The sequence below is a fragment of the Pseudomonas sp. B12(2026) genome (assembly GCF_057767015.1).
Window position 1 is genome coordinate 1,600,576 of record NZ_CM173430.1, and the last position, 24,903, is coordinate 1,625,478.

The 24,903-nt window shown below is 68.2% G+C and carries 24 protein-coding genes and 2 pseudogenes; 18 read left to right on the forward strand and 8 right to left on the reverse strand.

Annotation, left to right across the window (positions count from 1 at the left end):
* Positions 1-49: 49 nt before the first annotated feature.
* On the reverse strand, positions 50-259 hold the full coding sequence (locus AC3B6A_RS07460; protein ID WP_488401687.1) for a DUF6316 family protein: 210 nt from the start codon (positions 257-259) through the stop codon (positions 50-52).
* A gap of 279 nt (positions 260-538) precedes the next feature.
* On the opposite strand from AC3B6A_RS07460, the gene AC3B6A_RS07465 reads away from it, so the two are divergent.
* The 11 genes from AC3B6A_RS07465 (at position 539) to AC3B6A_RS07515 (ending at position 9,407) form a co-directional block, all read left to right on the forward strand.
* Positions 539-1,177, forward strand: a complete 639-nt coding sequence (locus AC3B6A_RS07465) for a peroxiredoxin (RefSeq protein WP_488401688.1) — start codon at positions 539-541, stop codon at positions 1,175-1,177.
* A gap of 284 nt (positions 1,178-1,461) precedes the next feature.
* The gene (gene ssuE / locus AC3B6A_RS07470) at positions 1,462-2,055 is read left to right on the forward strand and encodes an NADPH-dependent FMN reductase (protein ID WP_488401690.1); all 594 of its coding nucleotides are present in this window, start codon (positions 1,462-1,464) and stop codon (positions 2,053-2,055) included.
* Between the two features lie 154 nt (positions 2,056-2,209).
* The gene (locus tag AC3B6A_RS07475; protein ID WP_488401691.1) at positions 2,210-3,166 is read left to right on the forward strand and encodes a sulfonate ABC transporter substrate-binding protein; all 957 of its coding nucleotides are present in this window, start codon (positions 2,210-2,212) and stop codon (positions 3,164-3,166) included.
* Between the two features lie 156 nt (positions 3,167-3,322).
* Positions 3,323-4,471: an FMNH2-dependent alkanesulfonate monooxygenase gene (ssuD, locus tag AC3B6A_RS07480; RefSeq protein ID WP_488401692.1), complete on the forward strand. Its 1,149-nt coding sequence runs from the start codon at positions 3,323-3,325 to the stop codon at positions 4,469-4,471.
* Positions 4,472-4,653: 182 nt separating this feature from the next.
* A complete protein-coding gene (gene ssuC, locus AC3B6A_RS07485; protein WP_488401694.1) occupies positions 4,654-5,448 on the forward strand; it encodes an aliphatic sulfonate ABC transporter permease SsuC in 795 nt (264 codons plus the stop codon).
* Entirely contained in the window at positions 5,445-6,257 is an 813-nt protein-coding gene (gene ssuB / locus AC3B6A_RS07490) for an aliphatic sulfonates ABC transporter ATP-binding protein (protein ID WP_488401695.1), read from the forward strand. Before ssuC ends, ssuB begins: the two co-directional genes overlap by 4 nt.
* Before the next feature lie 46 nt (positions 6,258-6,303).
* A complete protein-coding gene (locus tag AC3B6A_RS07495) occupies positions 6,304-6,519 on the forward strand; it encodes a TOBE domain-containing protein (protein WP_488401697.1) in 216 nt (71 codons plus the stop codon).
* A gap of 264 nt (positions 6,520-6,783) precedes the next feature.
* A complete protein-coding gene (locus AC3B6A_RS07500) occupies positions 6,784-7,203 on the forward strand; it encodes an MAPEG family protein (RefSeq protein WP_488401698.1) in 420 nt (139 codons plus the stop codon).
* Positions 7,204-7,315: 112 nt separating this feature from the next.
* Complete coding sequence (locus tag AC3B6A_RS07505; RefSeq protein ID WP_488401699.1) at positions 7,316-8,272, forward strand: DMT family transporter; 957 nt, start codon at positions 7,316-7,318, stop codon at positions 8,270-8,272.
* A 126-nt stretch (positions 8,273-8,398) separates the two neighbouring features.
* Positions 8,399-9,016 (forward strand): MarR family transcriptional regulator, encoded by a 618-nt coding sequence (locus AC3B6A_RS07510; protein ID WP_488401701.1) that lies wholly within the window; start codon positions 8,399-8,401, stop codon positions 9,014-9,016.
* Complete coding sequence (locus tag AC3B6A_RS07515; protein ID WP_488401703.1) at positions 8,988-9,407, forward strand: DNA-binding protein; 420 nt, start codon at positions 8,988-8,990, stop codon at positions 9,405-9,407. Before AC3B6A_RS07510 ends, AC3B6A_RS07515 begins: the two co-directional genes overlap by 29 nt.
* A gap of 69 nt (positions 9,408-9,476) precedes the next feature.
* Here the strand turns inward: AC3B6A_RS07515 and AC3B6A_RS07520 are convergent, their stop codons facing one another.
* The 3 genes from AC3B6A_RS07520 to AC3B6A_RS07530 form a co-directional block, all read right to left on the reverse strand.
* On the reverse strand, positions 9,477-10,100 hold the full coding sequence (locus AC3B6A_RS07520) for an NAD(P)H-dependent oxidoreductase (protein ID WP_488401705.1): 624 nt from the start codon (positions 10,098-10,100) through the stop codon (positions 9,477-9,479).
* Positions 10,093-11,487 (reverse strand): class II fumarate hydratase, encoded by a 1,395-nt coding sequence (locus AC3B6A_RS07525; RefSeq protein ID WP_488401707.1) that lies wholly within the window; start codon positions 11,485-11,487, stop codon positions 10,093-10,095. The genes AC3B6A_RS07520 and AC3B6A_RS07525 overlap by 8 nt, the downstream gene beginning before the upstream one ends.
* Positions 11,488-11,576: 89 nt before the next feature.
* A complete protein-coding gene (locus tag AC3B6A_RS07530) occupies positions 11,577-12,590 on the reverse strand; it encodes a DUF2804 domain-containing protein (protein ID WP_488401709.1) in 1,014 nt (337 codons plus the stop codon).
* A gap of 121 nt (positions 12,591-12,711) precedes the next feature.
* On the opposite strand from AC3B6A_RS07530, the pseudogene AC3B6A_RS07535 reads away from it, so the two are divergent.
* From AC3B6A_RS07535 to AC3B6A_RS07555, 5 genes and pseudogenes are all read left to right on the forward strand, one after another.
* A pseudogene (locus AC3B6A_RS07535) lies at positions 12,712-13,267 on the forward strand (DUF2059 domain-containing protein).
* A 27-nt stretch (positions 13,268-13,294) separates the two neighbouring features.
* Entirely contained in the window at positions 13,295-13,606 is a 312-nt protein-coding gene (locus AC3B6A_RS07540; protein WP_488401711.1) for a BolA family protein, read from the forward strand.
* A gap of 146 nt (positions 13,607-13,752) precedes the next feature.
* On the forward strand, positions 13,753-14,688 hold the full coding sequence (trhO, locus tag AC3B6A_RS07545; RefSeq protein ID WP_488401712.1) for an oxygen-dependent tRNA uridine(34) hydroxylase TrhO: 936 nt from the start codon (positions 13,753-13,755) through the stop codon (positions 14,686-14,688).
* A gap of 36 nt (positions 14,689-14,724) precedes the next feature.
* Positions 14,725-15,327 (forward strand): DsbA family protein, encoded by a 603-nt coding sequence (locus AC3B6A_RS07550; protein ID WP_488403539.1) that lies wholly within the window; start codon positions 14,725-14,727, stop codon positions 15,325-15,327.
* Positions 15,320-17,113, forward strand: a complete 1,794-nt coding sequence (locus AC3B6A_RS07555) for an ABC transporter ATP-binding protein (RefSeq protein WP_488401713.1) — start codon at positions 15,320-15,322, stop codon at positions 17,111-17,113. Before AC3B6A_RS07550 ends, AC3B6A_RS07555 begins: the two co-directional genes overlap by 8 nt.
* On the opposite strand, the gene AC3B6A_RS07560 is transcribed toward AC3B6A_RS07555, so the two are convergent.
* Positions 17,114-17,956 carry a class I SAM-dependent methyltransferase gene (locus AC3B6A_RS07560; RefSeq protein ID WP_488401715.1) on the reverse strand — a complete coding sequence of 281 codons (843 nt, stop codon included), beginning with the start codon at positions 17,954-17,956 and terminating at the stop codon, positions 17,114-17,116.
* 457 nt (positions 17,957-18,413) lie between these two features.
* On the opposite strand from AC3B6A_RS07560, the gene AC3B6A_RS07565 reads away from it, so the two are divergent.
* Together AC3B6A_RS07565 and AC3B6A_RS07570 are read left to right on the forward strand one after the other, a co-directional pair.
* Positions 18,414-20,807 carry an EAL domain-containing protein gene (locus AC3B6A_RS07565; RefSeq protein WP_488401717.1) on the forward strand — a complete coding sequence of 798 codons (2,394 nt, stop codon included), beginning with the start codon at positions 18,414-18,416 and terminating at the stop codon, positions 20,805-20,807.
* A gap of 75 nt (positions 20,808-20,882) precedes the next feature.
* On the forward strand, positions 20,883-21,671 hold the full coding sequence (locus tag AC3B6A_RS07570) for an iron-containing redox enzyme family protein (RefSeq protein ID WP_488401719.1): 789 nt from the start codon (positions 20,883-20,885) through the stop codon (positions 21,669-21,671).
* A 159-nt stretch (positions 21,672-21,830) separates the two neighbouring features.
* On the opposite strand, the gene AC3B6A_RS07575 is transcribed toward AC3B6A_RS07570, so the two are convergent.
* From AC3B6A_RS07575 to AC3B6A_RS07585, 3 genes and pseudogenes are all read right to left on the reverse strand, one after another.
* Positions 21,831-22,787 carry a quinone oxidoreductase family protein gene (locus tag AC3B6A_RS07575; RefSeq protein ID WP_488401721.1) on the reverse strand — a complete coding sequence of 319 codons (957 nt, stop codon included), beginning with the start codon at positions 22,785-22,787 and terminating at the stop codon, positions 21,831-21,833.
* Between the two features lie 34 nt (positions 22,788-22,821).
* Positions 22,822-22,983, reverse strand: coding sequence for a DUF1427 family protein (locus tag AC3B6A_RS07580; protein ID WP_488401723.1), 162 nt, complete (start codon positions 22,981-22,983; stop codon positions 22,822-22,824).
* Positions 22,984-23,218: 235 nt separating this feature from the next.
* Positions 23,219-24,351, reverse strand: a pseudogene (locus AC3B6A_RS07585) (IS3 family transposase).
* Between the last annotated feature and the right edge of the window lie 552 nt (positions 24,352-24,903).

The window sequence follows — 24,903 nt, forward strand, 5'->3', positions numbered from 1 at the left end:
ACAACCTACAGGATGGATCCCGCCGCGAAGCCCGGGACCGCCTCCCGGCTCAACGTCCCGTGCGCGAGAAGATGCCGGACGCCAGCCTCATGCGGTCGATGTATTTCGCCACCTCGCGCTCGGCATCGAAGCGGGTGAAGTACGGTCCTTCCAGCGTTCCTTCCCGCGTCGAGAAGAAATACTGGCCGTTGACCGCGCTGATCCGATCGCTGCGATAGTGGGTGGTCGCCTGGGGATCGTTGGACCGTTGCCCGAACATGGAGTCACCTCCTGTACAAAAGGATCGATTACTTTCGAGTTTATGTGGCAAACCCGCGCGCCACCTGTCTTTCGACGAACGGCAGGGCGTCGTTCCAGGGGCGAAACAGGCTGACGGGGAGGATTCGGGCAGCCTTGGCTATGCTGAAGTGCCGGCGACGAACATCGCCCGGCCAGGGTCGAGAGAGTTGTTTTTGGTTATAACAAAGTAAAAACATATTCTTTTCAGCTCGAAAAGACCTTGTGCATAGTTGACCCCAACACGAACAAGGAGAGACCCATGAGCTTGCGACTTGGCGACATCGCCCCCGACTTCGAACAGGAATCCAGCGAAGGCCGTATCCGCTTCCATGAATGGCTGGGCAGCAACTGGGGCGTGCTGTTCTCGCACCCGGCCGACTTCACCCCGGTCTGCACCACCGAGCTTGGCCTCACCGCCAAGCTGAAGGACAAGTTCGCCGAACGCGGCGTCAAGGTGATCGCCCTGTCGGTCGACCCGGTGGACTCGCACGTGAAGTGGATCGACGACATCAACGAGACCCAGAACACCGTGGTCAATTTCCCCATCATCGCCGACGCCGACCGCAAGGTGTCGGAGCTGTACGACCTGATCCACCCGAACGCCAGCGACACCCTGACCGTGCGCTCGCTGTTCGTCATCGACCCGAACAAGAAGGTGCGCCTCACCATCACCTACCCGGCGAGCACCGGGCGCAACTTCAACGAGATCCTGCGGGTCATCGACTCGCTGCAGCTGACCGACAACCACAAGGTGGCCACGCCGGGCAACTGGCAGGACGGCGACGACGTGGTGATCGTGCCCTCGCTCAAGGACGAGGACGAGATCAGGCAGCGCTTCCCCAAGGGCTACCGCGCCGTCAGACCCTACCTGAGGCTGACCCCGCAACCGAACAAGTGATCCACGGCGGCCACATCCGGGCCGCGGATTTGCAACCTCGAGCAGGGGAATCGGGCCGGTCCGCCGGCCCATTTTTTTGTCTTCCTCGCGCGCATCACGCCGTCATGCCCCGCTCATCCGCCCCGCCGGCGCAACGTCCAGCGTATCCTCCCTGTAAAACAAAAAAGAATAACTAAATGAATAAATAACATTTATTGGAATATGAGGCCGCCTGCTAAGGTCTATGCACATTGGTTAGAAAGACGGCGGCTAAACCGTTGTCACCGTTATAAGGAATCCCGCAGATGTACGTGCTCACCCTTGCCGGCAGCCCCAGCCAGCGTTCCCGTTCCGCAGTCCTGCTGGACGTCGCGCGGAACTGGCTGCACGCCCACGGCGTCGAGGTGCGCGCCTATGCCGTGCGTGATTTCCCGGCCGAGGACCTGCTGCATGCGCGCTTCGACAGCCCGCGGGTGATCGAGCTGATCGAACAGGTCGCCCGCGCCGATGGCCTGGTGATCGCCACGCCCGTCTACAAGGCCTCCATCGCCGGCGCGCTGAAGGTCCTGCTGGACCTGCTGCCGGAGCGCGCGCTGGCGCACAAGGTGGTGCTGCCCCTGGCCACCGGCGGCAGCAACGCGCACATGCTGGCGGTGGACTACGCGCTCAAGCCGGTGCTCGCCGCGCTCAAGGCCGAGGAAACCCTGCATGGCGTGTTCGCCGAGGATCGCCAGGTGCAATACCCCGAGGGCGACACCCCGGCACGCCTGGAGTCCACCCTCGAACAGCGCCTGCTGGACTCCCTGGAACGCTTCCTCGGCGCCCTGGCGCGCCGCCCCGGCGTCATCGACCCGAACCTGCTCAACGAACGGTTGATCAACGCCCGCTGGAGCATCTGAGAAAGAAACCGGCGCCAGGCTGCAGGAAAAAGCCAGGCGCGAACGCCAAGCCCCGACCCGGCAGGCGACCACCGAGTCAGACAAGAAAAGGCCCTCACCGCCCCGTCAACGGGAGCGCAGGTCCGGCAAGCACACTCGACGAAGGAGCATTCCCATGCGGACCCTCACGTTGCGTAGTGGACTGGCGGCCCTGCTGATCGCAGCCCTGTCCTACAACGCGCAAGCAGAAGAACAACTGCGTATCGGCTACCAGAAATACGGCACCCTGGTGCTGCTCAAGGCCCGTGGCACGCTGGAGAAGCGCCTGGCGGAGCAGGGCGTCAAGGTGCAATGGACCGAATTCCCCGGCGGCCCGCAGCTGCTGGAGGGCCTGAACGTCGGCAGCATCGACTTCGGCGTCACCGGCGAGACCCCGCCGGTGTTCGCCCAGGCCGCCGGCGCCGACCTGGTCTACGTCGCCCACGAGCCGCCGGCGCCGACCAGCGAGGCGATCCTCCTGCCCAAGGATTCGCCGATCAGATCCGTCGCCGACCTCAAGGGCAGGAAGGTCGCCCTGAACAAGGGCTCCAACGTGCACTACCTGCTGGTGCGCGCCCTGGAGAAAGCCGGCCTGAAGTACACCGACATCCAGCCCGTCTACCTGCCGCCGGCCGACGCCCGCGCCGCCTTCGAGCGCGGCAGCGTCGACGCCTGGGTGATCTGGGACCCGTACCAGGCCGCCGCCGAGAAGCAGCTCTCCGCGCGCACCCTGGCGGATGGCACCGGCCTGGTGGACAACCACCAGTTCTACCTCGCCACCCGCCCGTACGCCGAGCAGCACCCGCAGGTGATCACCACCCTGATCGACGAAGTGCGTTCGGTGGGCGAGTGGTCGCAGCAGAACCCGCAGCAGGTCACCGAACAGGTCGCGCCGCTGCTCGGCCTGCCGGCGGACATCACCCTCACCGCGGTGAAGCGCCAGGGCTACGGCGCCCAGCCGATCACCCCGGAGGTCACCGCCGCGCAGCAGAAGATCGCCGACACCTTCACCCGCCTGAAGCTCATCCCCCGGACGCTGAGCATCAAGGACGCGGTGTGGACGCCGCCGGCCAAGCTCGCCACCGCCCGGTAACGCCCTTGTAGGAGCGAGCTTGCTCGCGAACCCGCCCGGCTCCAGAGCCACCGGTGGATCCGTTCGCGAGCAAGCTCGCTCCCACGAAAAGCCACACACACGAATCCCTTCATCGCGCGGTTACGCCATGCCCGCGCATACCCCGGAGTTATTGCGATGAGCCTCGACATCTTCTGGTTCCTCCCCACCCACGGCGACGGCCACTACCTGGGCACCGCCGAAGGCGCCCGCGCCGTGGACCACGGCTACCTGCAACAGGTCGCCCAGGCCGCCGACCGCCTCGGCTTCGGCGGCGTGCTGATCCCCACCGGGCGCTCCTGCGAGGACTCCTGGCTGGTCGCCGCCTCGCTGATCCCGGTGACCCAGCGCCTGAAATTCCTCGTCGCGCTGCGCCCGGGGATCATTTCGCCGACCGTGGCCGCACGCCAGGCCGCGACCCTCGACCGCCTCTCCGGCGGGCGCGCGCTGTTCAACCTGGTCACCGGCGGCGATCCGGAGGAACTGGCCGGCGACGGCCTGCACCTGAGCCACGCCGAGCGCTACGAAGCCTCGGTCGAATTCACCCGCATCTGGCGCCGCGTGCTGGAAGGCGAGACCGTCGACTACGACGGCAAGCACCTGCAGGTGAAGGGCGCCAAGCTGTTCTACCCGCCGATCCAGCAACCGCGCCCGCCGCTGTACTTCGGCGGCTCCTCCGACGCCGCGCAGGACCTGGCCGCCGAGCAGGTCGAGCTGTACCTGACCTGGGGCGAGCCGCCGGCCGCCGTCGCCGAAAAGATCGCGCAGGTGCGCGAGAAGGCGGCGAAGCAGGGCCGCACCGTGCGCTTCGGCATCCGCCTGCACGTGATCGTCCGCGAGACCAACGCCGAAGCCTGGCAGGCCGCCGAGCGCCTGATCTCCCACCTCGACGACGACACCATCGCCCGCGCCCAGGCGTCCCTGGCGCGCTTCGACTCGGTCGGCCAGCAGCGCATGGCCGCCCTGCACGGCGGCAGCAAGGACAACCTGGAAGTCAGCCCCAACCTCTGGGCCGGCGTCGGCCTGGTGCGCGGCGGCGCCGGCACCGCGCTGGTGGGCGACGGCCCGACCGTGGCGGCGCGGGTGAAGGAATACGCGGACCTCGGCATCGACACCTTCGTCCTCTCCGGCTACCCGCACCTGGAAGAGTCCTACCGGGTCGCCGAACTGCTCTTCCCGCACCTGGACGTCGCCCGCCCGCAGGCCCCGCAGGCGCGCGGCTACGTCAGCCCGTTCGGCGAGATGGTGGCCAACGACATCCTGCCCAAGGCGGCCGCCGCGAGCTGAGTCGCCCCACAGGCGCGGGCGCGCCCGCGAACCGCCCCGGCGGGAGGCATGACCCCGTTCGCAGGATGGCGTGGAGCGAAGCGATACCCATCGATGACGTGCGGGCACCGCGGATGGGTATCGCAAGCTCCACCCATCCTGCGGCGCCGCCACAGACAGATGCTCCTACCGGAGAATTGAAAATGAGCAACAGACACCTGAACTCAATCGCCCGGCGCCTCGCGCCCTGGGCCCTGCCGGTGGCGCTGCTGGCCGTCTGGCAGCTGGCGGTCGAGACCGGCTGGCTATCCAGCCGCATCCTGCCGGCGCCCAGCGCGGTGGTCGAGGCCGGCTACCACCTGGTGCGCAACGGCGAGCTCTGGCAGCACCTGGCGATCAGCACCTGGCGCGCCGCCGTCGGCTTCCTCATCGGCGGTGCCATCGGCCTGGTGCTGGGCCTGATCACCGGCCTGTCGACGTGGGGCGAGCGCTTCCTCGACAGCTCGGTGCAGATGATCCGCAACGTGCCGCACCTGGCGCTGATCCCGCTGGTGATCCTGTGGTTCGGCATCGACGAGTCGGCGAAGATCTTCCTGGTCGCCCTCGGCACCCTGTTCCCGATCTACCTCAACACCTACCACGGCATCCGCAACATCGACCCGGGGCTGCTGGAAATGGCGCGCAGCTACGGGCTGTCCGGCTTCGCCCTGTTCCGCCAGGTGATCCTGCCCGGCGCGCTGCCGTCGATCCTGGTCGGCGTGCGCTTCGCCCTGGGCCTGATGTGGCTGACCCTGATCGTCGCCGAGACCATCTCCGCCAACGCCGGCATCGGCTACCTGGCGATGAACGCCCGGGAGTTCCTGCAGACCGACGTGGTGGTGCTGGCGATCATTCTGTACGCCGTGCTCGGCAAGCTGGCCGACCTCGCCGCCCGCGGCCTGGAACGCCTCTGGCTGCGCTGGCACCCGGCCTACCAGGCCAAGGCAGGTGCCGCATGAATGCCGTGAATTCCTTGCCGCAACCGGTCAGCCGGGGCATTCCCCTGGTGCTGGAGGGCGTGGTCAGGCGCTTCGGCGAGCGCGAGGTGCTCAAGGGCATCGACCTGCGCGTCGTCGCCGGCCAGTTCGTCGCTATCGTCGGCCGCAGCGGTTGCGGCAAGAGCACCCTGCTGCGCCTGCTGGCCGGGCTCGACACGGCCAGCGAAGGCCGCCTGCTGGCCGGCCGGGCGCCGCTTTCGAGCGCCCGCGAAGACACCCGCCTGATGTTCCAGGACTCGCGCCTGCTGCCCTGGAAGCGGGTGATCGACAACGTCGGCCTGGGCCTGAAAGGCGACTGGCGCGGCCAGGCGCTGGACGCCCTGGAGGCGGTCGGCCTGGCCGATCGCGCCAACGAGTGGCCGGCGGGGCTGTCCGGCGGCCAGAAGCAGCGCGTGGCCCTGGCCCGCGCGCTGATCCACCGGCCGCGCCTGCTGCTGCTCGACGAACCGCTCGGCGCGCTCGACGCCCTGACCCGCATCGAGATGCAGCAGCTGATCGAGCGCCTCTGGCGGCAGCATGGCTTCACCGTGCTGCTGGTCACCCACGACGTCAGCGAGGCGGTGGCCATCGCCGACCGGGTGATCCTCATCGAGGACGGCGAGATCGGCCTGGACCTGCCCGTCGAACTGCCCCGGCCGCGCGCCCGTGGCTCGGCGCGCCTGGCCGCGCTGGAGGCCGAAGTGCTCGACCGCGTGCTGTCGCTGCCGGCCCAGCCGCCAGAGCCGGAACCCGTATCCCCACTGCCCACGCAACTGCGCTGGGCGCTTTGATCCAACGTTCATCCGTGACACCCCCATTCTCCCAAGGAGCTACGCCATGACCATCAAAGCCATCAACGTCCGCAACCAGTTCAAGGGCACCATCAAGGAAATCATCGAAGGCCCGGTGCTTTCGGAAATCGACGTGCAGACCGCCGCCGGCATCGTCACCTCGGTGATCACCACCCGTTCCGTGCGCGAGCTGGAACTTTCCATCGGCAGCGAAGTGATCGCCTTCGTGAAATCCACCGAGGTGTCCATCGCCAAGCTGTGATCCGGCCGGCGGAGGAGGGCGGGCAGTCCGGCGACGGGCTGCCCGTTTTCTTTTCTGGCTGCGGGCCTCAGGGTGCACGGACTGGCTCTTGTAGGAGCGAGCTTGCTCGCGAACATGCCTCCGGGCGCCGCGGCGTTATGCGGTTCGCGAGCAAGCTCGCTCCTACGAAAAGCCCCCACCTTTGGCCGGTGCTTGTCGGCTAGAGCAATTGCTCTAGCTCCCCTAGACTCCGCCCCTACCAACAACAAGAGAAAGGAGTCCCGCATGTCCCTCAGTCCCTCCGCCTTCACCCTGCTCGGCCTGGTCGCCTGGACCGTGCTGCTGGTCCTGCTGCTGGTCAACCAGCGCGGCCTGCTGGTGATGTCCGGGCGCATGGCGGTCAACGCCTTCGCCGCCGACGGCAGCAACACACCGTGGCCGTTCGCCCAGCGCCTGGCGCGGGCCCACGCCAACTGCGTGGAGAACGTGCCGCTGTTCGCCGCCGTGCTGCTCTACGCCATGGCCAGCGGCCAGACCCTGGCGACCGACCCGCTGGCACCGACCCTGCTGGCCGCGCGCATCGCGCAGTCGGTGCTGCACCTGATCAGCACCTCGGCGCTGTTCGTCTGGCTGCGCTTCGCCGCGTTCCTCGTCCAGCTGCTGATCCTGGTCTGGTGGTTGCTGCGCCTGGGCGGCCTGGTCTAGAGCGACGCGCACCTGTCGCCGGGCGACCGGAACAGTTGCGTCACGCAACTGTTCCTATGGCGGTATCACGCCATGACTTAGCATGGCCAACCGCACACGCGTCGAGGCTCCCATGCACGTTACGTCCGGCCGCTGGCAATTCGGCCTGATTCTCGCCCTGATCACCGCCGTGCTCTGGGGCATCCTGCCGATCAAGCTCAAGGAAGTCCTGAAGACCATGGACCCGGTCACCGTGACCTGGTTTCGCCTGGTGGTCTCCGGCGGCCTGCTGCTCGTCTACCTGACGCTGACCCGCCAGCTGCCGGCACTGCGCCCCATCGGCCGGCGCGGTGCGGCGCTGGTGCTGGCGGCGGTGCTCGGTCTGACCGGCAACTACGTGTTCTACCTGATCGGCCTGCGCATGCTCAGCCCGGGCACCACTCAGCTGGTGATCCAGATCGCGCCGATCCTCCTGCTGCTGGGCAGCCTCGCGGTATTCAAGGAAAGCTTCAGCGTTGGCCAGGGCATCGGGCTGGCGGTGCTGCTGCTCGGCTTCGGGCTGTTCTTCAACCAGCGCCTGGCGGAACTCTTCGGCTCCCTGGGCGACTACACCACCGGCGTGCTGATTGTGGTCTTCGCCGCCTTCATCTGGACCGCCTATGGCCTGGCGCAGAAGCAACTGCTGACGCGCTGGACCTCGGTGCAGGTGATGATGGTGATCTACCTCGGCTGCGCCGCGCTGCTCACGCCCTGGGCGCATCCGCTGCAGGCGCTGCAACTGAGCCCGCTGCAGGGCTGGCTGCTGCTGGCCTGCTGCCTGAACACCCTGGTCGCCTACGGCGCCTTCGCCGAAGCGCTGGCGCACTGGGAGGCCTCGCGCGTCAGCGCCACGCTCGCCATCACGCCGCTGGTGACCTTCGCCACGGTGGCGCTGGCCGCCGCGCTGTGGCCCGACTATGTGCACCCGGAAAACCTCAACGGCCTGGCCTACGCCGGCGCGCTGCTGGTGGTCAGCGGCTCGGCGCTGACCGCCCTGGCGCCTTCGCTGCTGCGCACCTACCGCGCCCGCCGCCAGCGCCTGGCGGATTGAGCGCGGGCGGCTACCGGGCGGTCTTGGCCTTGCGCCCTGTGGCGTTATCCGCCGTGCCTTGCCAGTAGCGGCAGTGGCGACTAATGTAGCGAAATCGGCTGCGAACGAAGCTAACTTGGCTACAACATGAATCTGCTGGATACCCTGTTCGGCCTGCAACGCCAGCGCGTGTTGAGCTGGCTGCTGCTGCATCCGGAGCAAGCGCTGCATGTGCGCGAGCTGGCGCGCCTCACCGGCACCCACGCCGGCTCCCTGCACCGCGAACTGGCGCGGCTGGCCGAGGCTGGGCTGTTGCTGCGCAGCAGGCAAGGCAACCAGGTGCTTTACCAGGCCAACCGGCAATGCCCGGTGTTCGAGGAACTGGCCGGGCTGTTCCGCAAGACCTCGGGCATTGTGGATGTGCTGCGGGAGGTGCTGGCGCCACTGGCGCAGCAGATCGAGTTCGCCTTCGTCTTCGGCTCCGTGGCCCGTGGCGCGGAGCGGGCCCACAGCGATGTGGACGTGATGGTGATCGGCACGGCAGGCTTCACCGATCTGGTGCGTGCGCTGCATCCCAGCCAGGAAAAGCTTGGCCGGGAGGTGAACCCGGTGCTCTATGGCGCGGAGGAATTCCGCGCCAAGCTGGCCGACGGCGATGGCTTCCTCCGCGAAGTCATGGCCCAGCCAAGGCTGTTCATTCAGGGAGTGGAAGATGACTTTGGAAAATTTGCTGGCCTTGCAACGACTGCTCAGCATCACGCCTGACAAGGCGGCGGTCGGCAGGCTGCTGCGCGCCGCCAGTCGCAACCTGCAGGACGCCGGCCTGGAGGCCCTGAGCGCGGACAACCGCTTCGACGCCGCCTACAAGACCATCCTGCAGTGCGCCATGCTCGGCCTGCTGGCCAACGGTTACCGCACCTCCACCAGCCAGCCCGGCCATCATCAAACCGCGCTGCAAGCCCTGCCCAAGAGCATGGGCGTGACGGCGGACCGCGTGGTGGTGCTCGATACCCTGCGTCGCAAGCGCAACCTCAACGATTACGACGGAGAGCCAGTGACCGCGGCAACGCTGTCCACCTGCCTCGAAGAGGCCGCCGCCCTGCTGCAGCACACCCGGGATTGGCTGCGCGAGCAGCACCCGGAACTCCTGGACTGAACGCGCACCTGCCTGGACCTGAGCAGGGTGTGCCGATGAATACCTGCGTCGATTTCCTCCAGGCCGCTGTCACACCTGCGCGCCCAACTGCTCCGCCCGGCGCAGCCAGCCCTGTCGCTGTTCCTCGCTGGAGCCGCGGACCGGGCTGAATTCCTCCAGGTGGTGCAGTTCGATGCCGCACGGCGCGAGGATGCAACGGGTCATCTGCCGGTGCGCCGGGGCGCCCTGGCGCAGGCGGTAGCGCCAGTGGGTCTGGTCGTGGCTGACCAGCAGGTCGGCGCTGCGCCCGCCGAGCAGCGGTTCGAACTCGCGGGATTCGGCCGAGCGGTAGCGGAAGGCGAAGCCCGGTTGCAGCACGCGGTCGAAGAAGCCCTGCAGCAGCGCCGGCAGGCCGCCCCACCAGATCGGGTAGATGAACGCCAGGTGCTGCGCCCAGTGGATCTGCCGCTGCGCCTCCAGCACGTCCGCCTCCAGGCTCTGGCTCTGTTCGTAGCCGCCGCGCAGCACCGGGTCGAAGTTCAACTCGCCGAGCCTCAGGCTGTGCACCACGTGGCCCTGGTTGTGCGCGCCGCGGGCGTAGGCCTCGGCCAGTGCGTGGCAGAAGCCGCCGGGCTTGGGCGAGCCGAGCACCAGCAGCACGCGCTTGCCGTCGCCCTCGATGGGCGTGGCGCCGGATTTGGCCGCTTCAACCATTCTGGCCCGCCTCCAGCATGGTTTCCGGACGCACCCACTGGTCGAACTCGGCGTCGCTCAGGTAACCCAGCTCCAGCGCCGCCTCGCGCAGGGTCTTGCCCTCGGCGTAGGCCTTCTTGGCGATCTCGGCAGACTTGTCGTAGCCGATGTGCGGGTTCAGCGCGGTCACCAGCATCAGGCCGCGCTCCAGGTGCTCGCGCATCTTCGCCGCGTCCGGCTGCATGCCGTCCACGCAGTGGCTGTTGAAGTTGCGGCAGCCGTCGGCGAGCAGGCGCACCGATTCGAGCAGGTTGTGGATGATCACCGGCTTGAACACGTTCAGCTGCAGGTGGCCCTGGCTGGCGGCGAAGGTGATGGTGGCGTCGTTGCCGAACACCTGGCAGGCGAGCATCGACAGGGCCTCGCACTGGGTCGGGTTGACCTTGCCGGGCATGATCGAGGAGCCCGGTTCGTTGGCCGGCAGCTTCACCTCGGCGAAGCCCGCGCGGGGGCCTGAACCGAGCAGGCGCAGGTCGTTGGCGATTTTCATCAGCGCGGTGGCCAGGGCTTTCATGGCGCCGGAGAGGATCACCAGCGGCTCGTGGCCGGCCAGGGCGGCGAACTTGTTGGGGGCGGAGACGAAGGGCAGGCCGGACAGCTCGGACAGCTCGGCGGCGATGGCCTCGGCGAATTCCTTCGGCGCGTTCAGCCCGGTGCCGACGGCGGTGCCGCCCTGGGCCAGCTCGTAGACGGCCGGCAGGGCCATGCGGATGGCGCGGTCGGCATAGTCCAGCTGGGCGACGAAGGCGGAGAGCTCCTGGCCGAAGGTGATCGGCGTGGCGTCCATCATGTGCGTGCGGCCGGTCTTCACCAGGCTGGCGTGGCGGGCGGCCTGCTCGGCCAGGCCGCCGCTGAGCTCGGCGATGGCCGGCAGCAGGTCGTCGTGCACGGCGCGGGCGGCGGCGACGTGCATGGCGGTGGGGAAGCTGTCGTTGGAGCTCTGCGCGCGGTTCACGTGGTCGTTGGGATGCACCGGCGACTTGCCGCCGCGCGGGTTGCCGGCGATCTCGTTGGCGCGGCCGGCGATCACCTCGTTGACGTTCATGTTGCTCTGGGTGCCGCTGCCGGTCTGCCAGACCACCAGCGGGAACTGGTCGTCGTGCTCGCCGGCGAGGACTTCATCGGCGGCCTCCTCGATCAGGCTGGTGATGCTTTCCGGCAGCTCGCCCAGCTGCGCGTTCACCCGCGCCGCGGCCTTCTTCACCAGCGCCAGGGCATGCACCACGGCCAGCGGCATGCGCTGCCCGCCGATGGCGAAGTTCTCCAGCGAGCGCTGGGTCTGCGCCCCCCAATAGGCGTCGTCGGGGACTTCGATGGGGCCGAGGCTGTCGGTTTCGGTGCGGCTCATGATGCGATCTCCTGGAATGACTCGGGCAGTTTAGGCCGTTGTCGGCATTCCGGGTTCCGCAGTGGCTCAATGGCCGTGATAGAGCGATTTCACCAGAGCGCCCGGGTGGCGCCGACCCAGCCCAGCGCTTCGCGCACCGGGACGTGCTCGCCGTCGAGGCTGCGCAGGGCGCCGTCGAAGTGGCCGAACCACTGGTTGGTCTCGGCGAACAGCGGCCCCAGCCGCGGGCAGGCGCGGTGCAGCTTGCGCGGGGTGAAGGTGAGGTCGACCCGCTCGCAGGGGCTGCGCAGGCGCCACGGCGCCAGCGGATCGTGGGGCGCCTGGAGGATTTCGACGTCGTGCTCCAGGCGCTGCAGTTCGCCGCCGAACCACAGGGCGTTTTCCTTGAGCGGGGAGTGATCCGTCCAGCCGCTGCCGAAGTTGCCGGCGATGCCGCCGGGCGCGGCGAAGGCGGCGCGCGTCCAGTGGCTGCGGAAGGGCCACACGCCACGGCCGAAGTCCAGCGCGGCGAAGCTTGCCCCGGCGCTGCACTGGTAGCGTCTGCGGCCCAGCTGCAGGCTGCCGCGCACCGGCAGGCCCATCTGCCGGCTGCAGGCGTGGAAGCAGTGGCCGGCCATCGGCACGACCAGGTTGACCGACTCCAGGTGCGCGGGGCGCTGGACTTCCAGCGCCAGGTCCAGCGGCTGGCCGCCGAGGTCGGGGGCGCTGGCGGTGATGCGCAGCTGGCCGGGCTGTTCGGCGAAGTTCAGGCTCAGGCCGCCGTGCGCGAAGGCGTGGCTCTGGTTGGGCACGTCGGGCAGCTCGCAGCCCCGGCCCAGCGGGGTGATCTGGGTGCGGTGCACCGAGCGGCCGGTTTCCAGGTCGAGGAAGTAGATGGCGCCGTAGCCCAGGTAGTCGAGGTCGGCGATGGTCAGCGAGAGCATCCAGCCCGGTGCGTTGATGCACCAGTGGTTCCAGCGTTTGCGCCGGCCCGGGTTGCCCGGCAGGCGGCAGACCGTCTGCGGCCGGCTCGACCAGCCGATGGCGTCGTCGTTGAGGCGGCCCCGCGGGTCGCACAAGGGCGGCGCGTTGGCGTACGGCGGCACGTAGGTAAAGGTATTCATTGGACACGTCCCTGTGGCAACGCGACGCAGCATGCCGGTTTGGCGATAGGTCGACAAGAGAAGTGGGTCACTTCCATGCAGTTCGGCGGTCTCTTGAGCCGCTTCCGAACTTAGGCGCAGAATGGCGGGTCCCACACGGACATACCTTCAGACTCAAGGACCGCCCCATGACCGTTCTTCGTTCGCTCTGCACCGCAGCTCTACTGGTGGGCTTCAGCTCTATCGCGCTGGCCGACGCCAACACCGAGGCGGAGAAATTCCTCAAGCAGGTTCACGCCGACAAGCTCACCGTGCCGGTCTATGCCCAGGTCCAACAGATGCTCGCCCAGCGTTTCGCCGAGGCCAAGGCGCCCGAGAGCAAGAAGCCGGTGCTGGAGCGCTACCAGGCCAAGGCCAATGCCGAGCTCGATCGCGCGGTCGGCTGGGACAAGCTCAAGCCCGAGCTGGTCAAGCTCTACACCAGCAACTTCAGCGAGGCCGAGCTGAAGCAGATCAACGAGTTCTATGCCTCGTCGGTGGGCCAGAAGATGCTGGAGAAGATGCCGCGCCTGACCGCCGAATCCGCCCAGCTGACCCAGGCCAAGCTGCAGACCGCGGTCGACCCGGTGAACAAGCTGATGGCCGACATGGACAAGGAACTGGGCGTGAAGGCCCCGGCTCCGGCCAAGAAGCCCTGATTCCCCTGACAGTGACCGAGACCCGAGATGAGCATGCGTGACCGTATCCACACCGCCCTGGGCGCCCTCGAACCGCAGCACCTGGAGGTGTTCGACGAGAGCCACATGCACAGCCGCGGGCAGGAGACGCACTACAAGGCCGTGATCGTCAGCCCGCTGTTCGCCGGGCTGAACGCGGTGAAGCGGCACCAGAAGGTCTACGGCGCGCTGGGCGAGCTGATGGGCCAGTTCCACGCCCTGGCCCTGCACACCTACACCCCCGACGAGTGGGCGCAGCAGGGCGGGGCGCCGGATTCGCCGACCTGCCGAGGCGGCAGCAAACACGATATGCCGCACTGAGCGCCTCGACCTGACCAACCGCGTGCGGGGTTCGCCCCGCTCCGGTAGAATGCGACACCCAGCGCCGGCTTCTGCCGGCGCTGTCATTTTCAGCTGTTCCCAAGCCCCCGGTCCGCCCTTTACGCGGGCGACCACTGGAGTGATGCATGACCACCGACCGTATCGTCGTCGCGGCGCTGTACAAGTTCGTCTCCCTGCCGGACTACGTCGCGCTGCGCGAACCCCTGCTGCAAACCCTGCTCGACAACGGCGTGAAGGGCACCCTGCTGCTCGCCGAGGAAGGCATCAACGGCACCGTCTCCGGCACCCGCGCCGGCATCGACGGCCTGCTCGCCTGGCTGCGCGGCGACCCGCGCCTGGCCGACGTGGACCACAAGGAGTCCTACTGCATCGATCAACCCTTCTACCGCACCAAGGTCAAGCTGAAGAAGGAAATCGTTACCCTCGGCGTGCCGGGCGTGGACCCGAACGCCAAGGTCGGCACCTACGTCGAGCCCAAGGACTGGAACGCGCTGATTTCCGATCCGCAAGTGCTGCTGATCGACACCCGCAACGACTACGAAGTGGCCATCGGCACCTTCGAGGGCGCCGTCGATCCGAAGACCCGGTCGTTCCGCGAGTTCCCCGAGTACATCCGCGAGCACTACGACCCGGCGAAGCACAAGAAGGTCGCGATGTTCTGCACCGGCGGCATCCGCTGCGAGAAGGCGTCGAGCTACATGCTCGGCGAAGGCTTCGAAGAGGTGTTCCACCTCAAGGGCGGCATCCTCAAGTACCTGGAGGAAGTGCCCGAGAGCGAAACCCTCTGGCGCGGCGACTGCTTCGTCTTCGACAACCGCGTCACCGTGCGCCACGACCTGACCGAAGGCGACTACGATCAGTGCCATGCCTGCCGCAACCCGATCTCCGCCGAGGAGCGCGCCTCCGAGCACTACGCGCCGGGCATCAGCTGCCCGCACTGCTGGGATTCGCTGCCGGAGAAGACCCGCGCCAGCGCCCGCGAGCGGCAGAAGCAGATCGAGCTGGCGCGCCAGCGCAACCAGCCGCACCCCATTGGCCGTGACCCCCGCGCGGAGAACTGACCCGTGACCAGCCGCCTGCTCTATGTGATGGACCCGATGTGCTCCTGGTGCTGGGGCTTCGCCCCGGTGGCGCGGGAGCTGGTTGAGCAGGCGCGCGCCGCCGGCGTGCCGCTGGCGCTGGTGATGGGCGGGCTGCGCACGGGGCAGGGCGCGGCCCTGGAGCCGAGCACCAAGCGCTACATCCTCGAACACTGGCAGGCGGTGCAGGCCGCCACCGGCCAGCCGTTCCGCTTCGAGGGCGCGCTGCCCGACGGTTTCGTCTACGACACCGAGCCGGCCTGCCGCGCGGTGGTCAGCGCCCGGCGCCTGGACGAAGACTGCGCCTGGGCGCTGGTCGGCGAGATCCAGCAGGCCTTCTACGCCGAAGGCCGCGACGTCACCCAGGCCAGCGTGCTTACCGAGCTGGCCGAGCGCGTGGGCCTGCCGCGCATCGAATTCGCCACGGCCTTCGACAGCCAGGACAGCCGCCTGGCGACCCTCGCCGATTTCTCCTGGGCGCGCGACCTGGGCATCGCCGGCTTCCCCACGCTGCTGGCCGAGCGCGATGGCCAGCTGGCCCTGCTGACCAACGGCTACCAGCCGCTCGGCGAACTCGCGCCGCTGCTGGAACGCTGGCTGGAGCGCGGGCGGCATGCCTGAGCCGTCCGCCGACCGCCTGAGCTGGGCGGAAATACGCCGGCTCGCGTTCCGCCACCGCAAGGCCCTGATCCTCGCCAACCTGGTCGCCGTGCTGGCCACCGCCTGCAGCGTGCCGATCCCGCTGCTGCTGCCGCTGCTGGTGGACGAAATGCTGCTGGGCAAGGGCGACGCCGCCTTGCAGGTGATGAACCACTGGCTGCCCGCTGGCTGGCACAAGCCGGTCGGCTACATCGGCCTGATGCTGCTGGTGTCCCTGCTGCTGCGCAGCAGCGCGTTGGTCTTCAACGTGCTGCAGGCGCGGCTGTTCGCGCGGCTGTCCAAGGACGTGGTGTACCGCATCCGCCTGCGCCTGATCGAACGCCTCAAGCGCATCGCCCTGGGCGAGTACGAGACCCTCGGCGGCGGCACCGTCAGCGCGCACCTGGTGACCGATCTCGACACCCTCGACCGGTTCGTCGGCGACACCCTGAGCCGCTTCCTGGTGGCGCTGCTGACCCTCTGCGGCACCGCCGCCATCCTGATCTGGATGCACTGGCAGCTGGCGCTGCTGATCCTGCTGTTCAACCCGCTGGTGATCTTCGCCACGGTGCAGCTGGGCAAGCGCGTCAAGCACCTGAAGAAGCTGGAGAACGACAGCACCGCGCGCTTCACCCAGGCGCTCACCGAAACCCTCGAAGCGATCCAGGAAGTGCGCGCCGGCAACCGCCAGGGCTTCTTCCTCGGCCGCCTCGGCGTGCGTGCCCGCGAGGTGCGCGACTACGCGGTGGCCTCGCAGTGGAAGAGCGACGCCGCCGGGCGCGCCAGCGGGCTGCTGTTCCAGTTCGGCATCGACCTGTTCCGCGCCGCGGCGATGCTCACCGTGCTGTTCTCCGACCTGTCCATCGGCCAGATGCTCGCGGTGTTCAGCTACCTCTGGTTCATGATCGGCCCGGTGGAGCAACTGCTCAGCCTGCAATACGCCTTCTACGCCGCCGGCGGCGCGCTGGCGCGGATCAACGAGCTGCTGGCGCGCGCCGACGAGCCGCAGTACCCGCCGCGCCGCGATCCCTTCGCCGGGCAGGACAACGTCGGCATCCAGGTGCGCGACCTGAGCTTCGCCTACCGCGACGAGTTGGTGCTCGACGGCCTCGACCTGGACATCGCCCCCGGCGAGAAGGTCGCCATCGTCGGCGCCAGCGGCGGCGGCAAGAGCACCCTGGTGCAGCTGCTGCTGGGCCTCTACCAGCCGCAGTCCGGCAGCATCCGCTACGGCGGCGCGGCGCTGGAGGAGATCGGCCTGGACTGCGTGCGCGAGCATGTCGCCGTGGTCCTGCAGCACCCGGCGCTGTTCAACGACACCGTGCGCGCCAACCTGACCATGGGCCGCGAGCGCAGCGACGAAGCCTGCTGGCGCGCGCTGGAGGTGGCGCAGCTGGCGGAGACTATCCGTAGCCTGCCGCAGGGGCTGGACAGCGTGGTCGGCCGTTCCGGCGTGCGCCTTTCCGGCGGCCAGCGGCAGCGCCTGGCCATCGCCCGCATGGTGCTGGCCGAGCCGAAGGTGGTGATCCTCGACGAGGCGACCTCGGCGCTGGACGCCGCCACCGAGTACGCCCTGCACCAGGCCCTGGGGCGCTTCCTCGACGGGCGCACCACACTGATCATCGCCCACCGCCTGTCGGCGGTTAAGCAGGCCGACCGGGTGCTGGTGTTCGACGGCGGCCGCATCGCCGAGGACGGCGACCACCAGCAGCTGATCGCCGAAGGCGGGCTCTACGCCCGCCTGTACGGCCACCTGCAGCAGAACTGATCAGCCGTAGCGCGTGACTTCGAGGAAGGCCACGCAGTTGTCCAGGTCGTGGAAGACCCGCGCGCCGCCGATGTCGTTGTAGGCGATGCCCAGCAGCAGGTCGAGCAGCGCCGCGTCGCCGCGCTGGTGCGGCCGCCAGTCCGGCGGCCCTGCCGGGCAGGCGGTGTCCGGCATGCCCGGCAGGAAGCTGCTCAGCAGCAGGCGCCCGCCCGGCAGCAGGCGGACGAACAGGTTGCGGGTGAGGTCGCGGGCGTCCTGGTCGTCGAGGGCTTCGTAGAGCCCGGCGCAGTAGATCAGGTCGAAATGGCACAGGTCGGTGCGGCCGTGGAACAGCTCGTCGAGGCTGCACTGCACGGCGCGGATGCCCTGCGCGGCGTGGCAGGAATCCACGGTTCGCGGCAGCTGGAGCTGCGTGTCGAGGGCGACGAACTCGCGGAAGTGGCCGTCGCGCAGGGAGCGGCAAAGGTCCGCCTCGCGCGGGTGGCCGCAGCCCACGCGGAGGATGCGCGCCTGGCCGCCGAGCGACCCGCAGGTGCGGTCGATCTCCCGCGCCAGCAACTGGCGGCGCGAGCGCAGCGCGCGCGAGGCAGCGGCGGAGCGGAACGCCTCCTCGGTGGGCCCGTCGAGGTCGTCCATCCGCCCGGCATCGCCGGCACCTTTGCCCAGCGGATGCTCCCGCCGCTGCGGGAAGGGCAGCACCCGGGAGGTTTCCCCGGGCGCCGCGCGGCCGGTGGCCAGCGCCATCGGCTCGGAATGGCTGTGGTTGATGCGGCGCAGTTGCTGTTCGAGCTGTTCGATGGCCTGTCTGAGCGATTCCGGGTTCTGCCGGGCTCGATTGTCCATTGGCGTCCACCTGGGGCCGATTGCCTGGCCGCGCCTCCGTGTCCCGGCGCGGCATGGGCTGTCTCCACCCTTGCAGATTGCACGATGGGTTGAGGTATGGCCCATCGCCCTTGTTCGCGCAAGGCGCCGCAAAGCCTTGCCGTGCCTGGCCGCCGGTCGGGTGCGCGGCTCCCGACGAATGGCTGCGGAGGGCGGGGCGAGGCGGGGTGCCGCCGCTGTTTCGCCGGGCAGGCATTTCGTCGGCCGACCAAGGGCCCTGCCGCGCGGTTTGAGGATTTTCCCTGATCGGCTATGAGTAAAGGTAATGAGACAGAAAGTCCCCGCGGCGGAGCGAGCCTGTACCGCCCTGTGCGGCTTGCCAGGGACCAGATGAAGGAAGTCGAAGCGCGTGATGGATGCCTCGGGACTTTTGCCGATCCGTCGAACAACCCGGCTGCTGCGGCTGGTATGGCCGTTCATGGCCGTGGTGCTGCTGCAGGCGCTGATCGCCGGCGGCAGCCTGTTCATACTTTCCGGCGTGCGCGCCTACGTGGGCGGCGAGAGTCTCTGGTCGAAGGGGCAGAAGGACGCCATCCACTACCTGCAGCGCTACGGCCAGACCCACGATCCGCAGGACTACCGCCGCTACCAGGAGGCCATCGCCATCCCGCTGGGCGACCGCGCCTTCCGCGCGGCCCTCGACCAGGTTCCTCCCGACATCGAGCGGGCGCGGCGCGGTGCGCTGGACGGCGGCAACCACCCGGACGACGTCGACAGCCTGATCTGGCTCTACCGCTACTTCCACCAATACGGCTTCTTCGACGAGGCGGTGAAGCTGTGGATCGTCGGCGACGCCTACCTCGACCAGATCCAGCAGGTGGCCGACGAGATGCACGAGCGCATCCAGGCCGGCACCGTCGGCGCCGGCGACCTGAGCTACTGGACCGGCCGCATCCAGAGCGTCAACGAGGGCGTGACGCCCGCCGCCATGGCCTTCTCCGCCGCCCTGGGCAAGGGCTCGCGGATGCTGATGTGGGTGCTGCTGGTGGTCAACTGCCTGGCGGGGCTGGCGCTGATCGTCCTGGCGGTCTGGCGCACGCGCAAGCTGCTGAGCCAGCAACGGGCCTTCGAGAGCGCCCTGGACACCGAGAAGGAGCGCGCCCAGACCACCCTGGCGGCGATCGGCGACGGCGTGGTCACCCTCGATGTCCAGGAGCGCATCGCCTACTTCAATTCCGCCGCCGAACGCCTGGTCGGCTGGGACAGCGCCATGGCCGTCGGCCTGTCGCTGCGTTCGCTGCTGCGGGTGTTCGACGAGACCACCCAGGAGGAGGGCCTGCCGCTGGTGGGGCAGATCCTGCGCGGCGAGGTGGACGGCGGCAGCGAGTCGAGCAAGCTGATCCAGCGCCTGGACGGCACCTGCGTGGCGGTGACGCTGGTGGCCACGCCGATCCATGCCGACGGGCGCGTGGCCGGCGTGGTGCTGGTGCTGCACGACATGACCCGCGAGCGCCAGTACATGGCCAGCCTGTCGTGGCAGGCGACCCACGACGCGCTGACCGGCCTGACCAACCGCCGCGAGTTCGAGTTCCGCCTCAAGCAGGCGCTGGAGAGCTCGGTGCACATGGATGACCGCCATGCGCTGATGTACATGGACCTGGACCAGTTCAAGCTGGTCAACGACACCTGCGGCCACGCCGCCGGCGACGAGCTGCTGCGCCAGGTCTGCTCGGTGCTGCAGCAGTGCCTGCGCGAGGGCGACGTGCTGGCTCGGCTGGGCGGCGACGAGTTCGGCATCCTCCTGGAGAACTGCCCGCCGGAGATGGCGGAGCAGATCGGCGAGCGCATCCGCCTGACCGTCCAGGGCCTGCATTTCATCTGGGAAACCCGGCCCTTCAACATCACCGTCAGCATCGGCGTGGTGCATGTGTCGTCGCTGCTGGTGTCGGTGGAGGAGGCGCTGCGCTGCGCCGACATGGCCTGCTACATGGCCAAGGAGAAGGGCCGCAACCGCGCCCAGGTGTTCCGCCCGGACGACACCGAGCTGTCGACCCGGGTCGGCGAGATGGCCTGGGTCCAGCGCATCCGCCTGGCGCTGGACGAGGAGCGCTTCTGCCTCTACGCGCAGCAGATATTCCCGGTCGATCCGCACGCGGAGGAGGGCGCCCACGTCGAGCTGCTGCTGCGCCTGAACGACGAGTGCGGGCGGCTGGTGGCGCCGATCAACTTCATCCCCGCCGCGGAGCGCTACGGGCTGATGCCGGACATCGACCGCTGGGTGGTCGAGAGCGCCTTCAAGACCCTGGCCGCCCGCGCGGCGGAGGGCGACTACGAGCCGATCCAGACCTGCGCGATCAACCTCTCCGGGGCGACCATCGGCGACGACACCTTCCTCGACTTCCTGCGCGAATTGCAGCCGCGCTACGGCATCGCCCCGGCGACCATCTGCTTCGAGGTCACCGAGACCAGCGCGATCGCCAACCTGGTCAACGCGACGCGCTTCATCCAGGAGCTCAAGGCCCTGGGCTACCGCTTCTCCCTCGACGACTTCTGCGCCGGCATGTCCTCCTTCGTCTACCTCAAGCACCTGCCGGTGGACTACCTGAAGATCGACGGCAGCTTCATCAAGGACATGCTCGACGACCCCATCGACCGGGCCATGGTCCAGGTGATCAACCAGATCGGCCACGTCATGGGCAAGCGCACGGTGGCCGAGTTCGTCGAGTCGCCGGAAATCCTCGAAGTGCTGCGCGAAATCGGCGTCGACTACGCCCAGGGCTACGGCCTGGCGCGGCCGCAACCCTTCAACCGGAGCTTCCTGCGCGAGTCGGCCGCGGCGACCGCTGGGTCGAACACAACCTCCGGACGGTGACGCCCGGCGCAGGGCGGACTAACCTGAGGCCAGGTTGACCGGCGCCTGCACGGGCCGACCGGAGACGGAGCCTTGATGAACGAAACCTTTGTTCGCAGCGGGCCGCTCAAGGAGCTTTCCAGCTACCCCCTCTGGGCGCAGCGTCTGGTGCAGGACTGCGAGGCCAGCTGCCAGGTGGTGGTCGGCCACCCCCTCTATGCGCGCATGCGCGACGGCCAGCTCGGCCGCCAGGCCCAGCGTGCCTTCCTCATCGGCGGCTGGCCGGTGGTGGAACAGTTCCCCCTGTACATGTCGCAGAACCTGCTCAAGACCCGCTTCGGCCGCAGCCCTGGCGAGGACATGGCGCGGCGCTGGCTGATGCGCAACATCCGCATCGAACTCAACCACGCCGACTACTGGCTGCGCTGGGCCGAGACCTGCGGCGTGACCCTGGCCGAGCTCAAGGCCCAGCGGGTGCCGGGCGAGCTGCACGCCCTCGGCCACTGGTGCTGGCACACCAGCGCCACCGATGAACTGGCGCTGGCCATGGCGGCGACCAACTACGCCATCGAAGGCGCCACCGGCGAATGGTCGGCGCTGGTCTGCTCCACCGACACCTACGAACGCACCCTGCCGGCGGGCCAGCGCAAGGACGCCATGCGCTGGCTGAAGGTACACGCGCGCTACGACGACGATCATCCGTGGGAGGCGCTGGAGATCATCTGCACCCTCTGCGGCCCGCAACTCCCCGCGCCGCGCTGCCTGGCGCTGCGCGAGGCGATCTGCAGGAGCTATGGCTACATGCGCATGTTCCTCGACCATTGCCTGGCGCTGGAACAGGCCCAAGGCGGTTCGCGGCGCGGATCGATGCAGGTCGCGGGGTAGGGGGCAGCGGCTTTCGCGTGGCGGTCTGGACAGGCGCGGGATCTGCCCTCTCCCGGAGGGAGAGGGACGGATCGGTGGATTGGAGCAATTTCGGCGATCGTCGGAGAATCCCGCCAGTGGATTCAGGATGACGATGCTTTCACCGCTCCGGCAGCGGCCTCAGGGCACGAGAATGATCTTCTCGCTGCTCCCCTCGTTGATTTCCCGGTAACGCTGTACCCCCTCGCTCAACGGCACCTCGCGCAGGCCGGAGGGCAACGGCAGCCTGCCGTCATCGAACCACTGGCCGAACTGGCGCAGCATGCTGGCGCAGGCCACGGTGTCGTAGAGCAGCGAATTGACCCCGACCACCGAGCCGCCACGGCGGTACAGCGCCAGGGCCGGCAGGTGCACGTGGCCGTCCACCGGCGCGGCGATGATGGCGATGCGGCCGAAGGTGGCCAGCGCGGTGACGGCGGCGGGCAGCCAGAAACCGGTGGTATCGAAGATCACCTCGGCGCCGCCGGGGAAGTGTTCCTCCACCTGCGCGGGCAGCGCTTCGGCGGAGCCCAGGAGGATGCTCCGGACGCCCTGCGCCTGCAGCTCCGCCTGCGACTCGGCGCGGCGTACCGCGCCCAGCACCTCGGCGCCACGGGCCTTGGCCAGGGCGATGGCAGCGGCGCCGACGGCACCGGAACCGATCACCAGCAGGCGCGTGCCGGTGCCCACCTGGCTACGCTCCAGGGCGTCCCAGGCGGTGGTGTAGGGCACGCCGCAACTGGCGGCCTGGGCGAAGCTCATGCGCTCGGGCATCGGCGCCACGCCGCCGGCCGGCACGCTCATCAACTGGGCGTGGCTGCCGTTGCGGGTGAAGCCCAGCGCCTTGCCGGTACCCCAGACGGACTTGCCGAGCAGCTCGGCCGGCCCCTTGACCACGGTGCCGGCGAAATCGCGGCCCGGCACGCGCGGCAGGGTGGTGTAGGGGAAGCGCCCGAGCACGTTCTTCACGTCGCTGGGGTTGAGGCCGGCGGCATGGACTTCCACCAGCACCTCGTCGGCGGCGGGCAGCGGATCGGGCAGTTCGGTGAAGCTCAGCGCGGCGAGGTCGCCGGTACGGTCGAATTGCAGGGCTTTCATGGCGCGTGTCCGTGGCAGAGGGTGGAAGGTCGAATCAGTGCAGCCAGCGGCTGAGCAGCGGCACGGCGCTTTCGCCGATCTGCATGCCGAGCAGGCCGATCAGCGCCACCAGCGGCGGCGCCGGCGAGCGGAAATCCAGCAGGTGGTAGGCCAGGCCGACTGTGATGCCGATGGCCAGGGAAATCAGGTAGTTCATGGGGTACTCCGCGGCATGGGCCGGCGGCTGGGTGGGATGATTGAAGTCTAGAGCGGTGGGCCGACCGGCGCCGGCCATCGCCTTCGGAATATCGGACAGATGTGGCAGGGGGATTGGATGGGCGTGCTGCTGGAGAGCGGGTGGCTCTTATAGGAGCGAGCTTGCTCGCGAACCCGCCTGACGCCGGCCCTGCCGGTGTAGTGGTCCGGTTTTTCTAGACACCGCTATAGGAGCATCAAGCCGCCCGCGCCTCGAACACGGCTGGCGGCAACTGCTTCGTTGTCGAATGAAGACGCTGATGGTTGTAGTAGGTGGCGACGAATCGTGTCACATCGGCTTTGGCTTCGTGCTGGTCTCGATAGCGCCGCTCGCCTATCCACTCACGCTTCAAGCTGGCAAAGACTCGCTCCACCACTGCATTGTCCCAGCAATTGCCGCGCCGACTCATGCTCTGCACGATCTGCAAACGTCGCAGCATGTCCACAAAGCGCTCGCTGCTGTACTGGCACCCCTGATCGGAGTGGAACATCAGGCCGTTGCCCGGGTGTCGCATCGACACGGCGAGCTCCAGGGCCTGGATCACCAAATCCGTATCAGCCACGGACGAGAATGCCCAGCCCACGATTCGCCGGGCATACAGATCGACCACGATAGCCAGGTACAGCCAGCCACGCGCCGTACGCAGATAGGTGATGTCGCCGGCCCAGACCTGATTCGGGGCTGCCGGCTGGAATTGGCGATTGAGGTGGTTGGGGGCCGCCGCTGCCGGCTTGGTGTGCCGCCGATAGTGCTGATTGCGCCGTCGAGCCACCGCCAGGCCAGCCTGACGCATTAGGCGGCGAGCCCGTTGCCGACCCACCGCATGCCCCTGCTGACGCAAGGCCGCCGACATCCGGCGTGAGCCATAGGTGTGCCGGCTGCTTTCATGCAGGTCCGTGACGGCCGAGAGTAGCGGGCTGGGTGGTTTCGGGCGCTTATGACGCGCCGCGTAGTAACTGCTGCGCGCCAGTCCAAGCAGGCGACAGCAGCGCGTGACGCTCATGGCCCCCTTCACTCGGTCGATCATTTGCCAGCTCGCAGCATTTCCCGAACGAAGAAGGCCGTGGATTTTTTTAGCGTGTCACGCTCTTCCTGCGCCTCTGCCAGTGCGCGCTGCACCTGCGCCAACTGGCTCTCCAGTGCACGGATGCGCTGGGCATCATCGATGACCGAACCCGGTTGCTCAGCCCGCCATTGCGAGACCCAGCGCCGCAACGCCGTCGGTCCCACCCCCATGGCCTGTGCTGCCTGCGGCACCGAGTAGCCCTGCGCTACCACCAGTTGCACTGCTTCGCGCTTGAGCGCGTCCGATAGTTTTCTATGACCCATGTAAATCACCTCAATAGTCGCGTTAGTTAACTCGCTCCTATCTCGGTGTCCAGAATTTCCGGACCACTACACGGCGGATCGCGGACAAGGTCCGCTCCTACGCCTGCGAGGTGCACCGCTTTCGTAGGAGCGGAGCTTCTCCGCGATGCTTTTTGTCTTTCGGGGTTGGGTGTTTCTGCGCCGCTTCGGCGTGCGCTGAGCGATTGGGTTTCGCCCTCCCGGGCGAGTCCCTTTTGGCGTCCCAAAAGGAACCAAAAGGACTCGTCCCGACATCCGGGTCTTCGCTTCGCTCAGACTTCCCTCCTTCCGGTATTGCTCCGAGGGTCGGCTTGCAAGGGCCATCCATGGCCCTTCAAGCCTCTCGCGGCATCCATGCCGCTCGCCCCTCTGCGCAATACCTCCACTCGGCCTCCTGACGGGACTCTGCGCGCGCCTGCGATTTCGGTGTGACAGGCAGAGCAGCGGCTGAAGGATTTGCGCGTCGTAGGATGGCGTGGAGCGAAGCGATACCCATCGACAATCTGCGCCGAGATGCTTTTCGTAGGAGCGGAC

Excerpts from the sequence above, each read along its gene's own strand:
- AC3B6A_RS07495 (WP_488401697.1), top strand. The coding sequence starts at position 6,304 with ATGACCATCAAAGCCATCAACGTCCGCAACCAGTTCAAGGGCACCATC.
- AC3B6A_RS07575 (WP_488401721.1), bottom strand. The coding sequence starts at position 22,787 with ATGAAAGCCCTGCAATTCGACCGTACCGGCGACCTCGCCGCGCTGAGC.
- AC3B6A_RS07505 (WP_488401699.1), top strand. The coding sequence starts at position 7,316 with ATGCACGTTACGTCCGGCCGCTGGCAATTCGGCCTGATTCTCGCCCTG.
- AC3B6A_RS07560 (WP_488401715.1), bottom strand. The coding sequence starts at position 17,956 with ATGGACAATCGAGCCCGGCAGAACCCGGAATCGCTCAGACAGGCCATC.
- AC3B6A_RS07520 (WP_488401705.1), bottom strand. The coding sequence starts at position 10,100 with ATGGTTGAAGCGGCCAAATCCGGCGCCACGCCCATCGAGGGCGACGGC.
- AC3B6A_RS07550 (WP_488403539.1), top strand. The coding sequence starts at position 14,725 with ATGTGCTCCTGGTGCTGGGGCTTCGCCCCGGTGGCGCGGGAGCTGGTT.
- AC3B6A_RS07510 (WP_488401701.1), top strand. The coding sequence starts at position 8,399 with ATGAATCTGCTGGATACCCTGTTCGGCCTGCAACGCCAGCGCGTGTTG.
- AC3B6A_RS07580 (WP_488401723.1), bottom strand. The coding sequence starts at position 22,983 with ATGAACTACCTGATTTCCCTGGCCATCGGCATCACAGTCGGCCTGGCC.
- ssuB (WP_488401695.1), top strand. The coding sequence starts at position 5,445 with ATGAATGCCGTGAATTCCTTGCCGCAACCGGTCAGCCGGGGCATTCCC.
- AC3B6A_RS07565 (WP_488401717.1), top strand. The coding sequence starts at position 18,414 with ATGGCCGTGGTGCTGCTGCAGGCGCTGATCGCCGGCGGCAGCCTGTTC.
- ssuC (WP_488401694.1), top strand. The coding sequence starts at position 4,654 with ATGAGCAACAGACACCTGAACTCAATCGCCCGGCGCCTCGCGCCCTGG.
- AC3B6A_RS07465 (WP_488401688.1), top strand. The coding sequence starts at position 539 with ATGAGCTTGCGACTTGGCGACATCGCCCCCGACTTCGAACAGGAATCC.
- AC3B6A_RS07500 (WP_488401698.1), top strand. The coding sequence starts at position 6,784 with ATGTCCCTCAGTCCCTCCGCCTTCACCCTGCTCGGCCTGGTCGCCTGG.
- AC3B6A_RS07570 (WP_488401719.1), top strand. The coding sequence starts at position 20,883 with ATGAACGAAACCTTTGTTCGCAGCGGGCCGCTCAAGGAGCTTTCCAGC.
- AC3B6A_RS07460 (WP_488401687.1), bottom strand. The coding sequence starts at position 259 with ATGTTCGGGCAACGGTCCAACGATCCCCAGGCGACCACCCACTATCGC.
- AC3B6A_RS07555 (WP_488401713.1), top strand. The coding sequence starts at position 15,320 with ATGCCTGAGCCGTCCGCCGACCGCCTGAGCTGGGCGGAAATACGCCGG.
- ssuE (WP_488401690.1), top strand. The coding sequence starts at position 1,462 with ATGTACGTGCTCACCCTTGCCGGCAGCCCCAGCCAGCGTTCCCGTTCC.
- trhO (WP_488401712.1), top strand. The coding sequence starts at position 13,753 with ATGACCACCGACCGTATCGTCGTCGCGGCGCTGTACAAGTTCGTCTCC.
- ssuD (WP_488401692.1), top strand. The coding sequence starts at position 3,323 with ATGAGCCTCGACATCTTCTGGTTCCTCCCCACCCACGGCGACGGCCAC.
- AC3B6A_RS07475 (WP_488401691.1), top strand. The coding sequence starts at position 2,210 with ATGCGGACCCTCACGTTGCGTAGTGGACTGGCGGCCCTGCTGATCGCA.
- AC3B6A_RS07540 (WP_488401711.1), top strand. The coding sequence starts at position 13,295 with ATGAGCATGCGTGACCGTATCCACACCGCCCTGGGCGCCCTCGAACCG.
- AC3B6A_RS07530 (WP_488401709.1), bottom strand. The coding sequence starts at position 12,590 with ATGAATACCTTTACCTACGTGCCGCCGTACGCCAACGCGCCGCCCTTG.
- AC3B6A_RS07525 (WP_488401707.1), bottom strand. The coding sequence starts at position 11,487 with ATGAGCCGCACCGAAACCGACAGCCTCGGCCCCATCGAAGTCCCCGAC.